Origin of the sequence: Collinsella sp. AM10-26 (genome assembly GCF_003472525.1) — a bacterium.
Lineage (GTDB): Bacteria > Actinomycetota > Coriobacteriia > Coriobacteriales > Coriobacteriaceae > Collinsella.
Map to the genome: position 1 here is coordinate 42,972 of NZ_QRMC01000007.1, position 14,322 is coordinate 57,293.

At 60.1% G+C, this 14,322-nt stretch carries 8 protein-coding genes; 3 read left to right on the forward strand and 5 right to left on the reverse strand.

Going from position 1 to position 14,322, the window contains the following annotated elements; translation table 11 throughout:
* Nucleotides 1–79 precede the first annotated feature (79 nt).
* Together DW123_RS07445 and DW123_RS07450 are read right to left on the reverse strand one after the other, a co-directional pair.
* Entirely contained in the window at nt 80–1,393 is a 1,314-nt protein-coding gene (locus tag DW123_RS07445; protein WP_118273246.1) for a DUF4038 domain-containing protein, read from the reverse strand.
* 226 nt (nt 1,394–1,619) lie between these two features.
* Nucleotides 1,620–3,047 (reverse strand): PTS transporter subunit EIIC, encoded by a 1,428-nt coding sequence (locus DW123_RS07450; RefSeq protein ID WP_118273247.1) that lies wholly within the window; start codon nt 3,045–3,047, stop codon nt 1,620–1,622.
* A gap of 486 nt (nt 3,048–3,533) precedes the next feature.
* Here DW123_RS07450 and DW123_RS07455 point away from each other — a divergent pair, with 486 nt between their 5' ends.
* Nucleotides 3,534–4,871: a prolyl oligopeptidase family serine peptidase gene (locus DW123_RS07455; RefSeq protein ID WP_118273248.1), complete on the forward strand. Its 1,338-nt coding sequence runs from the start codon at nt 3,534–3,536 to the stop codon at nt 4,869–4,871.
* Between the two features lie 266 nt (nt 4,872–5,137).
* Nucleotides 5,138–6,649, forward strand: coding sequence for a nucleoside hydrolase-like domain-containing protein (locus DW123_RS07460; protein WP_118273249.1), 1,512 nt, complete (start codon nt 5,138–5,140; stop codon nt 6,647–6,649).
* A gap of 397 nt (nt 6,650–7,046) precedes the next feature.
* On the opposite strand, the gene pyrE is transcribed toward DW123_RS07460, so the two are convergent.
* Nucleotides 7,047–7,727 carry an orotate phosphoribosyltransferase gene (gene pyrE / locus DW123_RS07465; protein ID WP_117640525.1) on the reverse strand — a complete coding sequence of 227 codons (681 nt, stop codon included), beginning with the start codon at nt 7,725–7,727 and terminating at the stop codon, nt 7,047–7,049.
* Between the two features lie 439 nt (nt 7,728–8,166).
* Here pyrE and mgtA point away from each other — a divergent pair, with 439 nt between their 5' ends.
* The gene (gene mgtA, locus DW123_RS07470) at nt 8,167–10,935 is read left to right on the forward strand and encodes a magnesium-translocating P-type ATPase (RefSeq protein WP_118273250.1); all 2,769 of its coding nucleotides are present in this window, start codon (nt 8,167–8,169) and stop codon (nt 10,933–10,935) included.
* Nucleotides 10,936–11,034: 99 nt separating this feature from the next.
* Here the strand turns inward: mgtA and DW123_RS07475 are convergent, their stop codons facing one another.
* A complete protein-coding gene (locus tag DW123_RS07475) occupies nt 11,035–12,579 on the reverse strand; it encodes a helix-turn-helix domain-containing protein (protein WP_118273251.1) in 1,545 nt (514 codons plus the stop codon).
* A 242-nt stretch (nt 12,580–12,821) separates the two neighbouring features.
* Nucleotides 12,822–14,150, reverse strand: coding sequence for an ATP-binding protein (locus DW123_RS07480; RefSeq protein ID WP_117735655.1), 1,329 nt, complete (start codon nt 14,148–14,150; stop codon nt 12,822–12,824).
* Between the last annotated feature and the right edge of the window lie 172 nt (nt 14,151–14,322).

Genomic DNA, 14,322 nt, shown 5'->3' on the forward strand with positions numbered 1-14,322 from the left:
CAAAAACGGGAGATTATCCACCCTCATTCTGTAGTCGTTACTCGGGCCCTTTTGCCGCTGGTCGCGTTGGAACCGCGCGCTACTGAGCGGGCGAGACCACCAGGAGCGCGTCGTGCTCAAAGGGGTGCTGGGCCACGCGAACCTCGCCATCGGCATCCTTGACGGGCAGGTTTGCCACGCGCTTGTTCTCTAGGTCAAACGCCACAGCATTCCAGGCGGTGGTGCCGCCCTCGAGTTTGAGCTTGACGGCCGTGGTCCTCGGCAGATAGACCACCACGCGTTCGCCCACGCGCGCCACACGGATGGCTTCGCGTGCATCGTCGAGCAGCTCCTGCGCGGGTTCAACAGCTACCGCCCCATCCGCGCTCGTGGCACCCAGGCCGCGCAGCACGTGCTCGATCAGCCCAAAGTCCCACACGCCCGCAAACTGCAGGCACTCTTGCCAGCGGAACGGCATGTCAAAGCCCTCGCCAAGGACGCTGCCACGGCTCTGAGAGGTCTGCCAGTTCCACACGCCGTGCGCACCGTAGGTAATGCCGGCACTGGCACCGGCCAGAATGCTCGACCAAACACTCGCGCGACAATCCTGCGCGGTAAAACGCCAGTACACGTTGCGGCTCGCGCCCATTTGCTCGTAGCAGGGCTCGGAATTGACCATCGGCTTTTTGGGATACTGCGCGCGAAAATCCTCGGGCAGCTTCCAAGCTTCCTCCTGACCGCTATAGTTGTGGCCGGGCTGGAACATGTAGAAGTCCAAGCGATCGGCAAACTGCTCGGGCAGGGCGCGGTTGCCACGGTTGATATGCATGGTGTGCAAGGACTCGGGAGCCAGCTTGGTGACCTCGTCGAGTGCATCCCCGTAATAGGCGATAGCCTCGTCGGTCTTAAAGTCGGTGTCGCCTGTCACCACGTAGACGGGGTCGAACTCGCCCAGGTTCTCGACGACGCGGGCAACGTGGGCGCGAACCTCCTCGCGCGGCATGACCTCGGCACCCAGGCGCTCGGCGATCACGGAGCCCCAGGTACCGGGCACGTAGTTGCACCACATGAGCACGAGCGCCGGGCGAATGCCGTGCTCCACGGCTGCCTGGCACATGCGGCGGGCGCGGTCCCAGTACTCCTGGTTGGGTGCACTCCAATCAAAGTGCACGCCGTCCTCGCTCGCATAGGGCCAAATGCCCAGGTCGGGCAGGCAGCGGTCCCACTGCGGAAGGGTGTTGATCTGCAGTACGTTCATACCCTGCTCGGCACGGCGGGTGAGGTAGTAGTCCCAATCGTTCTCGGTGATGCTCGTAAAGGCACTCCAGCACGTATCGGCAAACCAAAAGAATGGTTTGCCGTCGCAGAGGAACCCGTCCTCACGGGTATTGACGGTCAGTTTTCCCAAGCTCATATGGCACCTTTCTCTTGGGGAGACTTGCTAGGAGGGAGGTAAAGAAGTCGCCTGCCGCATTATCACAGTAGGGTCTGCGGCTGCAGTTGCTCAGCTCAAATTGAACGCACGCGAAGCACAGGGCCCTTACGTCTCTCCTAAAAAGTCTACAGGAAGGCCCCGCCGGGCTTATGCCAAGCGGAGCCCTGTCGTGTAGGGGGTCTTATTTAGACCAAGGCTGGGGCGACTAGGCCTCCATCTCGGCGAGCTCCTCCTTGGAGAAGCCGGTGACAAAGACGACGGCAGCGGCAATAGCAAAGGAGATTGCCATACCGACGATAGCCCAGACGGTGTTCATCTGGCCACCTTGCAGATAGTTGGTGAAGACCAGGAAGTTGGAGGCACCGCCTGCGAGGTAATAGGTGACGCCCATGAGGCCCGAGAACACAGCGCCGATGGCACCGCCGATGAACATGCCGAGCATGGTGCGGCGGAAGCGCATGAGGATACCGAAGAGCGCGGGCTCGGTGACGCCGCCGGCGATGGCGGAGATGACGTAGCCCAGGGCAAGACTCTTCTCGTCAGCGTTCTTCATCTTGAGGAAGGCACCGAAGGCGCAGCCCCAGACAGCGGCCATAGCGCAGTTAGTGGAAACAAAGACGAAGGGATCGTAGCCAGCAGCGATGATCTGCACCTGAGCGAGCAGGATAACGGGCATGTGCATACCGCAGACCACGAAGAGCTGCCAGAAGGCGCCGAGGATGGCCATCACGATCAGGATACCGATGCCGCCAAGGTCAGCAAGCCCGAAAAGAATGTTGGCGATGAGGCTGCCGAGCTCGTTGCCGATCGGAGCGAGGACGATAAAAGCAATGGGAATCGTGACGATCATGGTGCAGAACGGCGTGAAGACCGTGGAGAGCACGTCGGGCATGACCTTCTTAAAGAACTTCTCGATGAAGTAGAGGACCGGCACCGAAAGGATGATCGGCAGGACGGACTGCTGATAGTTGGCAGCGGCGATCTGGATGCCGTAGACCGAGATGATTCCGCCGCCCTCCTGGGTGGCGACGCTCACCACGGACGGGGCCATAAGGGCACCGCCGAGAAGCATGCCGAGAACGGGGCTGGCGCCGAGCTTCTTAGCCGCAGCATAACCCAGGTAGATCGGGATAAACGTAAACGTGGCCTCATACAGTGTGGTGTAGAGGAACGTATAAGTCGGGTCCGTGTCCGAAAAAACGCCCAGCATGGTGGGGCCAAGGACAGCCGCGATGGTGCGGAACAGACCGCCGGCCATGAGCAGCGGGATCAGCTGGGTCATGGAGCCCGACAGATAGTCGAGGATGATGTTGGGCAGGTTCTTGAGCTCGAACTTCTCCTTGGGAGCATCGAGATTCTCGTCAACGGCGGCACCCTGCTTGACGCCGGAGATGGCGACGAACTCGGTGAGCACCTTGGGCACGTTCTGGCCGATGATGACCTGGAGCTGGCTGCCGGCGAACTGGCAACCCAGAACACCCTTGACCTTCTTGATCTTCTCCACGTCGGCCTTGCTGTTATCCTTGAGCGTCAGACGCAAGCGCGTCATGCAGTTGGTGGCGACGGTAACATTCTCCGCACCGCCCACGAGCTCGAGGACATCGGTGGCAATCTGCTTGTTATCTACTGCCATGGGACCCCTCCCCATATCTTCGTGTGCCTACTCGCTTGTGTAAGCACGCCTTTGGCTCGGCGACTATAACCCCTTACGGTTGCCGAACCCTTGGATACGCTGTCGTAAACAATTTGTTTACTGAACGTTTACGGGCTTTAGTTTACACGGAGTGCCTGATTTGTGGCAATTTTGCCGTCTGGAGTCCGGTGAACGGTAGGAAATCGGGGGTAAGCGTATTTAGACGGTAGAAGATCGTCTATTTGACCGATATTGATATATGGCTATTTACGTGGGCTTTTATTTTGATAAACACCTTTGTAACGAGCTAGCTCATCAACAATAGTCCTGCTAGTTAATAGTAAACATATGTTTAGTAGTTCATTGCGTGTTCAGTTTTACCGTTTACCGAGTTCATCTGCTCATCCTACAGTTCTGCATTAAACTAAACATGTTTAGTCTGTATTGCCGCCCTTGTTTAGTACTTGCGGCACAAAGGAGTAGCTCATGGAACTCAAATCGTGTACCTACGCAACCGTCACCACGCTGGGCGATTTTGGCCCCTGGATCAACAAAGTGGTGCTCGACCTGCCGTGCGTTGTGCGCGCCAACGACGTGAACGAGCACACGTTCAATATCTACTGTGCCCGCCATGAGCGCACGGGCGAGGTCCTGATGCGCAAGGAGCACGGGGCCGATCACGCGGCGCCCTCCGTGGGCTACGTGCCGGTGCTCGCCGCCTACCCCTGCGATGAGAACGGTCAGCGCCTGCCCAAGGGCACACACGTAGCGCTCGAGACGCCCGAGGTGCGTCTCACCAAAGAGATCGAGGGTGGCGTGCTGGGTTCGCGCTATATAGAGAACCACCTGCGCGTGACGCAGCTTGTGGCCCTCCCGGGCGAAGACGGCGATGACCCCACCGCGGGCCTCGTCTTCGATCGCAGCCGCGGCGACATCTGCCCCGCGCTCAAGGGCTGGCATAACGCCGTGCAGCAGACGCCCGTCGACGGCATCGCGCTCGAGTACGGCTATTTTGAGCCGAGCTTTGAGCCCGCTGACTCCGCGCTTTTCAACCCGTTTGCGCCCAAGGACACGCCCGCCGTCGAGAAGGCGCCGCTGATCGTGTACCTGCACGGCGCCGGCGAGGGCAAGGGCGCCACACAGGGCGAGGGCGCAACGCGTGCCTACACCGGCAACCGCGTGACAGCGCTCTCGCAAAAGCAGATTCAGCGCTACTTTGGCGGCTTTGCCTGGGTTCTTGTGCCGCAGTCGCCCACGTTTTGGATGGACAACGGCGTCGAGCAGCTCGGTCGCTCCAACCAGAGCATCTACTCCCCCGTGCTCAAGGCGCTCATCGACGAGTTTGTCGCCGAGCATGCCGACCGCATCGACACCGATCGCATCGTGGTCGCCGGCCTTTCCAACGGCGGCTTTATGACCCTGCGCCTGTGCGCCGACTACCCCGATTTCTTCGCCGCGGGCCTTCCCTGCTGCGCGCCGTGGTACAACGCCACGGACGAGGACGTGGCCGCACTCTCCAAGACGCCGCTGTGGTTTACGCACTCCAAGGGCGACGAGCTCGTGTGCCCGCAGCAGACGGTGCTGCCGCTCACGGCGCGCCTGCGTGATGCCGACGCCAACGTGCACCTCACCTACTTTAGCCATGTCGAGGACCTGACCGGCGTGTACCGTGAGGCCGACGGCTCGGCCAAGAAGACGTTCAATCACGGCGTGTGGATCCACCAGTTCAACGACCTGTGTTATCAAGACTTCGACGGGGGCAACGTACTCATCGACGGCGAGCCGGTGGGCTGCTGGGAGTGGTCGGCCAGGGTTTCGAGGTAACCATTCCATCGGGTGCCCCGCCCTTTAGTTTTGTGAACGTCCTCGCGCATGGGCCCGTTCACCCTGCTCCTTCGGAGCATCGGATAAACGGGCCCGCGCTGCGGAATGTTCACAAAACTAAAGGGCGGGGCACCCTGAGTTAACGTTGTTCGAAACGCTGGCCGGGCGCTTCCGGCGGACCACCGGGTTGGTGGCGATGGGGGCGTGCGTCCCGTCTTGCCTTGCGCGTAACTGGCTGAAAAAAAATCTTGGTTGGAGTTGTTCCTATGTCTCAGAATTTGACTCGGGTGATTGTTACCACCGATATGGAAGTCGATGATATGAACTCTCTGGTTCATTTGGCTCTGTATCTCAATATGCTCGATGTTCAGGCTGTGGTGTACACGGCTTCGCAATATCACTTTCTTGGCGATGGTGTCCATACGCTGGGCGAGGTGAATCCGCATTGGCGGACCAAAGGCGTGCGCTCCTATACCTGGGACGTCGTTCCGCACGAGCCCGACCCCGAAGCTGGCTCGCTCATGGAGTACCGCCCATTCCCCGAGGGTTGGATCGAAAGCCTGTGGAGCAACGAGTATGCCCAGGCCTGGCCGCAGCTGCAGGCCAATGCCGCTGCCGCCGGCGAGCCGTCCTTCCCCACGCCCGCTCAGATGATCGAGCGCACCTATATGGGCAACGCCGCCTTTGAGGGCGACGTACGCGAGGAAACGCCCGGTTCGCGCGTCATCGCCAACGCCATCATGGATGATGACCCCCGCGCGCTGTGGCTCCTTTCCTGGGGCGGTATGAACACTATCGTTCGCGCCCTCATGTCCATCGCCGAACAATGGCAGAACACACCCGAGTGGCCCGCCGTGCAGCAGAGGGTCCATCAGAAGGTGCGCGTGATGGGTGTTGCCGATGGCGTAGGACAGGACAACTCATGGCTCGACCATGGACGCGAAATCTTTCCCGAGCTCGTCTTTTGGCGCGTGCCCTATAGGTACGGCGGCTATATCGACGCCAAGACGGCTCAGCCCGATACGCTGCCGCTATTTAAGGCCCCTTGGCCCGAGCAGAATCTCACGCAGGGCAACGGCCCCCTCATGGCGCGCTATATGCTCTATGGCGATGGCAAGGTCTACGAAAACGAGCCCGAGCGCTTTCAGTTTGGCAAGCATGCCCGTCTGGATTGGGGCCTGGAGGGCATGCCCGCGATGCAGTTTGAGCGCGGCGACTTTATGGCCGAAGGCGACAGCATGACCTATATTCCGCTGCTGCCGTTTGGCCTGCGCGGTATCGACGACCCCGACTTCGATACGCTACTCGGCAGCATGTTTCATGATGGGCGCCCCCATGCAGGCGCACCCACCGATTTTGCCGCCATCAGCACGCCTGCAGACGACAACCCCAATCCCTACCTGCGCGCCTATCAGGAAGACTTTGCCGCCCGCGCGCAATGGTGCACCCATGATCCGGCAGCTTGCTCGCATCCGGCGCATGTTGTCGAAGCTGCGGCCGATCGCAGCGCTACAGCCGGCGAACGCGTCGCCCTTGCAGCGACCATCGTCGACCCCGACGACAAGGGCTTCGATGCGCATTGGGATGTCGCCGTGGACCCGTCGAGCTATGCGGGCGCCCAAGACCTGTCGCTGTGGCAAGAATGCACGCCGGACACCACTTTCGTCGTGCCCGCCGACGCACGGCCCGGCGATCGCTTCGTGCTCACCCTCACCGTGCAGACACGCGCCGAGCGCCCCTGCAGCCGCTACGCCCAGGTCGCCATCACCGTCGCGTAGCAACCGACGGCGCCCACATTCGGCAAGGAGTGTCCCCAGGCGCCGGCACAAAAGGAACGTCCCCAAGTGCCGCCTGTTCGCCGAGCGAGGATTTTTGGACACTCAAATGACGAGAGTGGATAATCTCCCACTTTGAGCCCGCAAACAGACCAAAAACGGGAGATTATCCACTCTCACTCTGCGGGCACTCATTTAAGTACGTCCCCAATGAGTACCCCCACGGCAACGGCACCGCCGATGTTTTGGCAACGACAGCGAAAACCCGCCAGAGCGAGCAAGGTGCCTTGAAACGAGGCGGCATTGACCTTCTGGTCATGCCGCCGAAGTTGAAAGGCAGATTGCCGCTCTGGCGGGTTTGCAGCGTCAAGTGGTTACGCGGGTTGGTAAACCCGCGTAACTAACGAACTCCGTACTGCTCGTAGTAGGCGTCGATGGCGGTCTTGAGCTCGTCGTCGATGACGACCTTACCGTCGATCTCGTGGTTGTAGAGGGTCTCGACGACCTCGGCCATGGAGACGATGCTCGCGACGGGGAAACCGTACTTGGCCTCGATCTCCTTCTGCGCGGTGGTCACGCCACCCTTGCCGACCTCCATGCGGTTGAGGGACACGATCAGGCCCTTGATCTCGACATCGGCAGCAGCCTTGACCTTGGGATAGGTCTCGTCGATGGACTTACCGCTGGTGGTGACGTCCTCGACCATGACCACGCGGTCGCCGTCCTGGGGCTCATAGCCCAGCAGGTTGCCCTTATCGGCGCCGTGGTCCTTGGCCTCCTTGCGGTCGCAGCAGTACTTGACCTCCTTGCCGTACAGCTCGTGGTAGGCAATCGCGGTCACGACGGCCAGCGGAATACCCTTGTAGGCCGGCCCAAACAGCACATCAAAGTCGTCGCCAAAGTTATCGTGGATAGCCTGGGCGTAATACTCGCCCAGCTTCTTGAGCTGGTAGCCCGTCACGTAAGCGCCGGCGTTCATAAAGAACGGGGATTGACGGCCGCTCTTGAGCGTAAAGCTGCCGAATTTAAGAACGTCGGACTCGACCATAAACTTGATGAACTCTTGCTTGTAAGCCTCCATGCGGGCTCCTCTCGTAATCGCGTACGTGCCTTCCAGTTTAGCGCAGGCGAAGCGTCGATGCGGGCGCGCTTTGAGGCCACGGCATTCTGTAAAGGCTTTGTCGGGGGCAACGGTTTTCCGAACAATGGGGGTTGACATGTCAAACCCCCTCATCAAGAATACGGGCGGATTAAAACGGGTACGAGATACCCAAAGCGCGCTGCGCCCGTCCATAAGGAGGTGTGCCATGGAAGGCAGTCATAGTCGAAAAACCTGCATGCCGCCCTCGGCACGCCGCGAGGACTCCGCACACGCATAAGCACCAATAGCCGATCGTCAAAACCACCACAAAGGTGCCTGTCCCCTTTGTGGTGGCTCGCAAGCATGACGTGAGCGACATCTAGGTTTTTTTGAAGCAAATACGACACGTACGCTAACTCCCTTCAACAAGAAGGACCCTATGCTGATGCTCAAAACCGCCACGGTACTCGAAGCCATCTCCAAGCGCCGCCGCACGGCGCGCCCTGCCGCTCACACCGGCCTTGCCAAGAACACCATATTCGCCGCCACCCATAGCGCCGATGACGCCCTCGTGCTGCTCGACGCCACGGCCGACGGGCTCACTGCCGAGCACGCCGCCGAGCGCCTGGACGCCGCCGGCCCCAACACCATCGAGGCGCCGACCAAGACGCTCGCCCGCCGCATCGCCGACGCATTCATCGATCCCTTCGCCGGCATCCTCGCCGCGCTCGCGCTGGTCTCGCTCTACATCGACGTGCTCGCCGTGCCCGAGCCGCAGCGCGATCCCTCCACGGTCATCGTCATCGGCATCATGCTGCTGGTATCGGGCGGCATGAAGTTTATCCAGGAAGCCCGCGGCGGCAATGCGGCCGAGGCCCTCAAGGACCTGGTCTCCAACACCTGCTGCGCCCTGCGCGGCGGCGAGCGCCTCGAGATCCCCTTTGACGAGCTCGTCCCCGGCGATGTGATTCGCCTCTCTGCCGGCGATATGGTGCCGGCCGACGCCCGCATCATCACCGCGCGCGACCTGTTTGTGATCGAGTCCGCGCTCACCGGCGAGAGCGAGGCCGTCGAGAAGACCGCTGCCACAACGATCGTCGAGGGCGCCGACAGCTCCGCACTGCCGCTCTCTGCCTGCAAGAACATCGTCTTTACCGGCACCTCCGTGCAAAACGGCACTGCCATGGCGCTTGTCGTTGCCACCGGCTCGGACACCTACCTGGGCGGCATCGCCAAGATGCTCAACGGGCGCGGCGAGAAGAGCGCGTTTGACCGCGGTGTCTCGAGCGTCTCTATGCTGCTCGTGCGCCTCATGCTCGTTATGGCGCCGGCCGTCTTTGCCATCAACGCCGCTACCAAGGGCAACGTCATCGACGCGCTGCTGTTCGCCACGAGCGTAGCCGTGGGCATCACGCCGCAGATGCTTCCCGTCATCGTGACCACGAGCCTGTCGCAGGGCGCCAAGGACCTCGCCCGTCGCCAAGTTATCGTCAAGGAGCTGCCGGCGATCCAAAACCTCGGCGCGATGGACGTCCTGTGCTGCGACAAGACCGGCACCCTCACCGAAGACCGCATCGTGCTCGAGCGCTATCTCAACATCGACGGCAACGAAGACGCACGCGTGCTGCGCCATGCGTTTTTGAACAGCTTTTTCCAGACCGGCCTCAAGAACCTTATCGACCTGGCCGTCATCGACCGTGCCGGCGTGACGCCCTCGAGCATGGAGCCCGATTCCATGCTGGGCCAGAGCCTGCGCGACCGCTATACCAAGGTCGACGAGGTGCCCTTCGATTTCTCACGCCGTCGCCTGAGCGTAGTCGTCGCCGACGCCCAGGGCAAAACCCAGATGGTTACCAAGGGAGCTGCCGAGGAAATGCTCGAGATTTGCTCCTTTGTCGAGGTTGACTGTGTCGCCCAGCCGCTCAGCGAGGATAAGCTCGCCCAGATTCGCAAGCAAGTCGCCGAACTCAATGCCGAGGGCCTGCGCGTGATCGCCGTGGCGCAAAAGACCAATCCGCGCTGCGTGGGCGAGTTTGGCATCGCCGACGAGTGCGACATGGTGCTGATGGGCTTTTTGGCCTTCCTCGATCCGCCCAAAGCAAGTGCCGCGGGCGCCGTCGCCACCCTCGAGGCCAAGGGCGTCGCCGTTAAGGTCCTGACCGGCGACAATGACCGTGTCGCCGCCACCGTCTGCGAGCAGATCGGCATCGACGCGAGCAACGTCTTGCTGGGCTCCGAGATCGATGCGCTCGACGACGCCGAGCTTGCCGAGCGCGCCGAGAACACCCACCTCTTCGCCAAGCTCTCGCCGCTGCAGAAGGCGCGCCTGGTGCGCGTCATGCGCGAGTTGCTCGGCCACACCGTGGGCTTTATGGGCGACGGCATCAACGACGCCGCCGCGATGCGTGCGAGCGACTGCGGCATCTCGGTCGACTCCGCCGTCGATATCGCCAAGGAATCCGCCGATATCATCTTGCTCCAAAAGGACCTGGGCGTGCTCGAGCGCGGCATCATCGAAGGCCGCCGCACCTACGGCAACCTGCTCAAGTACCTCAAGACCACGGTGAGCTCCAACTTTGGCAACGTGCTGTCCGTAACCGCTGCGAGCCTGTTCTTGCCGTTTTTGCCCATGAGCGCTCTGCAGCTGGTGCTGCTGTCGCTGGTCTACGAGATCGTGTGCATCGCACTGCCGTGGGACACCGTCGACAACGCCTGGACTGCCCGCCCGCGCGCTTGGGACGCTGCGTCCATCAAGGGCTTTATGCTCGAGCTGGGCCCCGTGAGCTCGCTGTTTGACATCGTGACCTTCGCCGCGCTCTTCTTTGTGGTGTGCCCCGCCGCCGTGGGCGCAAGCTGGTCCGAGCTTGCCGCCGCGGGCGACGTCGCGGGTATGGCGACCTTTGCGGCGCTCTTCCAGAGTGGCTGGTTCGTTGAGTCCATGTGGTCGCAGACGCTCGTGATCCACATGCTGCGCTCCCCGCGCCTGCCGAGCCCGCGCGACCACGCCGCGCCCGCGCTGTGCGTTCTCACCGTGCTGGGCCTGGCGCTCGTCACTTGGCTGCCGGCAAGCCCCATCGCCGATGCACTGGGGCTCATGCCGCTGCCAACGAGCTTCTTCGCGCTGCTCATCGGCATCGTCGGCTCCTACATCGCGCTCACCCAGCTGGCCAAGCGCCGCTACATCGCCCGCCACGGCGAGCTGCTGTAGCGTTGCCGGCACCATCGTCAAGAATGTCTGGGCCGTCGCGACCCACCCCTGCTGGCCGCAGCGGCCCAAAACAGCTAAAAAAGCCCCGTCCCAAATTAGCTAGTCTTGAGGCGTCCAGGACCAGAAGAAGTTAATGAGGGCCACGCGCGAGGCGGCACCGGTCTTTTTGTTGATTGAGGCGATATGACGGTAGAGCGTAGAGCGCGAAAGGAAGAGCGTTGCAGCGATATCCTGAACGCTCTCGTGCGATGCGACCAAGGCCTCCAAAATATCGCGCTCGCGCTCTGTAAGCTCAAAGGCGGCGACAAAGGCATGGAGACGTTCGTCGAGCGTGAGCTCCGGCACCTCCGCGGAAGCGGGCTCGCTCTGAGCAGACGCGCGATCCGCGCCAAGATCATCGGCAGCAAACGCCAGCTCGCCGGGCACCGCAGCGTCATCTGCCCGATGCCCAAACTGTCCCAGCAGCGAAATCGCAATGCCCACAAACAGTACGAGCACCGCACCCACCGCCAGCAGCACGTTCTGGCTCGAGATAATCGCCACCGCCGGCGCCGTCACGAGCATCGCGCAAATGTTGCTGATGACACGACCCATGCACGGCCACAGATACGACCAGTGCGCATAAACCGAAATGGCAGCAAATTTCGTCGTAAAAAACACCACGAAGAAGCCCGAACCCAGATAGAAAATCGCCATGGCCGCAAGCACATTGCCGCCATTGCCGTCGACGAGCAAGACAAAGAACGAAAGCGTGGACAACATGGCAGTGCAAGTCATGGTGATGTTCATATACGAACGACCGTGCAGGTCAAACAAGGCGCCGGCAGCTAGAGCGCTCGCCGCCATCAACAGGCGCGGCCAATCGCCCAAATCGATGGCCCCGGCGGCATGCGAGGTCGTGAGCCCTGCATTGAGGGCGGCAAACACACCGGTAAGGCAGGCGGTTGCGACCGTCAGACGCACCACGGCGCGCCGAAAAGCCGCCGTTGATTCAGAATCGTCTTGCCACTTGGCGCCAAATTCCGACGCATCCACCGAAAGCTCGGCGATATCGGACTCGCGCCCAACCTCAGGCTCACCGTGTAGCTTGGCGCGACGGACGTTGTGGAGCAGTACCACCTGCGCAACCGCACAGGCAACAAGAACAAACTGCTGCGGAATCCCCGCAGGCATCACCATATGGTTGAGCACCTGCAGCAAAACGCCCAAAGCATACGAAAGTGCCAACACGCGCGCCAAATACGGCGTCCGTGCAAAGCGTCGCGCAAAGTTGGCATGGGCGGTCGATCCGCAGTAGCCCAGTGTGCAGAACGTCAGCAACCCGCCGGCAATGAGCATCTCAAATTGAGCCGCCATCATCAACAGCAGCAACGCCGATGCCGGCAACACGCCCGCGATGTCGCTTGTCGTATCGATCGCACGGGGACGGCGGTAGTACAGAAGGGGACGCACAAGAAAGCCGATTGCGCTCGCGCCGACGATGAAGCTCTCGTAGACAACGACCTCGCTCGGCGGCACAAACTCGGCAACGCGCACGTCAAAAAGATACTCGCCAGCCAAATACGTAAAATAGAACAGCGCTAGGCATATAATCTCCCGAATGCCCCGACGTAAGTATGCGGCTGTGTCTCCCATGCCTCTCATGAATCCCCCCCCCCGCCGCTCAACTGTTTGGATTTCAATTTTAATAAAGAATCAGTCCCGATAACGAAGCCAAGCTCGAAATGCCGCGAATTTGACCCCAGTAGTCCACGGCGTGCAGCGTTTTTGAGCCGTCTGTCCCAGAAGGAGCACGACGTGGACTGCTTGCTCGGCAAAGAGTGTCCCCGGCGACCAGTCGTTTAAGAACGTCCCCAATGACTACCCTAGAGCTCTCAACCCTTCATCTATGGCATTTCTTTTAGCAGGCCCGCCATATATAGGGGCAAATACAATATCGCCTTTCCATCCACCACGTTGTCCCGGTGAAGCACGACCGCCCGAGCCAATCCATAGTTTTCAACGCTCATCAGGCGATCGAGGGCAACGTGCTTTGTGCTGTACCTACCCGATTTGACCTCGATAGGCAAAACGACGGGGCTCCGCTTATCCTCGATAATAAAATCGACTTCTCCAACCTTGGCCGCGTTAAAGTAGAACAACGAAGAGTAGCCGCATGCGCGCAGCTCCTGGGCGACCGCATTCTCAAAAGCCTGCCCAAAGTTGATCGATTCCCGCTGCGCAACAATGGCCTCGACATCAGCGGGAGAAAAAGTAGAGAACAGCAGCCCCACATCGCTCAGGTAGAACTTGAAAAAACTGTCTTCCCGCGAGAGACCCAAGGGGAACATGGGCTCGCTCACCCTCTTAACCGGGATCGCAACGCCCGCATTAACAAGCCAGTCAAAATCAGGCTGCAAATCCAAAAATCGTTTCCGCTTGTCTATCCCGGTAACGAGAAAGCGCTTGTTCTCTTTATTGAGCTGCGCGGGCATGGCATCGTAGATCGTCCTGATCCGTTGAGCATGCGCGGGGGCTTCGGCGTACCGTGCGATATCTGCGCGATATGCTTCGAGAATGCCCTGCTGACGAGCGCGCATCGCCTGTGTATCATGAGTTGAGACGAACAGCTGAACGGCCTCAGGCATGCCACCCACAAGGACATACCGATAATACGTCTCGATCAACCGTTCATGAATAAACGGAGGCACTTGTTCCCGTTTGCGATAACAGGCACGAACGACATCCCATAATGATTCGTCGACTCCCAGAGCCCAGGAGAATTCCTCGAAATCCATGGGAAACATCTCGAGGATATCGATAGTACCTACCGGCAACGACCGAAAATGGAACGCCTCAATCCCGAGCATGGAGCCGGAGTAAATGACATCGAAACGATCGTCTTGCGCAAGATAACGCATCCAGGTGATGGCGTCTCCGCAACGCTGCACCTCATCAAAAAACAGAAGCGTCTTTGTATCCGAAGCGATGGGCGATGAAGCCAGTGCGGTGATTCTCACAATGAGGTCATCGAGGCTCCTTGCCTCCCCTATGAGCTCGACCGCGTCGGGTCTCTCCACGAAGTCGATTTTCAGGAAGCTTCTATAGTTGTCACGGGCGAACTGCTCGACAGCGCTTGTTTTGCCAACTTGTCGAGCACCGGTAATAAGCAGTCCCTGCCCGGTTTTAGTCTGTTTCCAGCTTTCAATTTTCTCGATTATTTTACGCTTGAGCATAACTTGCCTCCCTTTTCCTATTTTAACTGGGATAACTGCAAAATTCCAATTGAGTATTTATATATTTCAACATAATCTCAATTGGAATTGACCTCTATTGAACATTTTTAGAAAGCGTTGATCGAATTTCCGACAGCGGGTGGGGCCATAACCAACCTGTCTCTCGAGAAGA

Coding starts and splice junctions, on each gene's coding strand:
- DW123_RS07445 (WP_118273246.1), bottom strand. CDS start 1,393: ATGAGCTTGGGAAAACTGACCGTCAATACCCGTGAGGACGGGTTCCTC.
- DW123_RS07475 (WP_118273251.1), bottom strand. CDS start 12,579: ATGAGAGGCATGGGAGACACAGCCGCATACTTACGTCGGGGCATTCGG.
- mgtA (WP_118273250.1), top strand. CDS start 8,167: ATGCTGATGCTCAAAACCGCCACGGTACTCGAAGCCATCTCCAAGCGC.
- DW123_RS07460 (WP_118273249.1), top strand. CDS start 5,138: ATGTCTCAGAATTTGACTCGGGTGATTGTTACCACCGATATGGAAGTC.
- DW123_RS07450 (WP_118273247.1), bottom strand. CDS start 3,047: ATGGCAGTAGATAACAAGCAGATTGCCACCGATGTCCTCGAGCTCGTG.
- DW123_RS07480 (WP_117735655.1), bottom strand. CDS start 14,150: ATGCTCAAGCGTAAAATAATCGAGAAAATTGAAAGCTGGAAACAGACT.
- DW123_RS07455 (WP_118273248.1), top strand. CDS start 3,534: ATGGAACTCAAATCGTGTACCTACGCAACCGTCACCACGCTGGGCGAT.
- pyrE (WP_117640525.1), bottom strand. CDS start 7,727: ATGGAGGCTTACAAGCAAGAGTTCATCAAGTTTATGGTCGAGTCCGAC.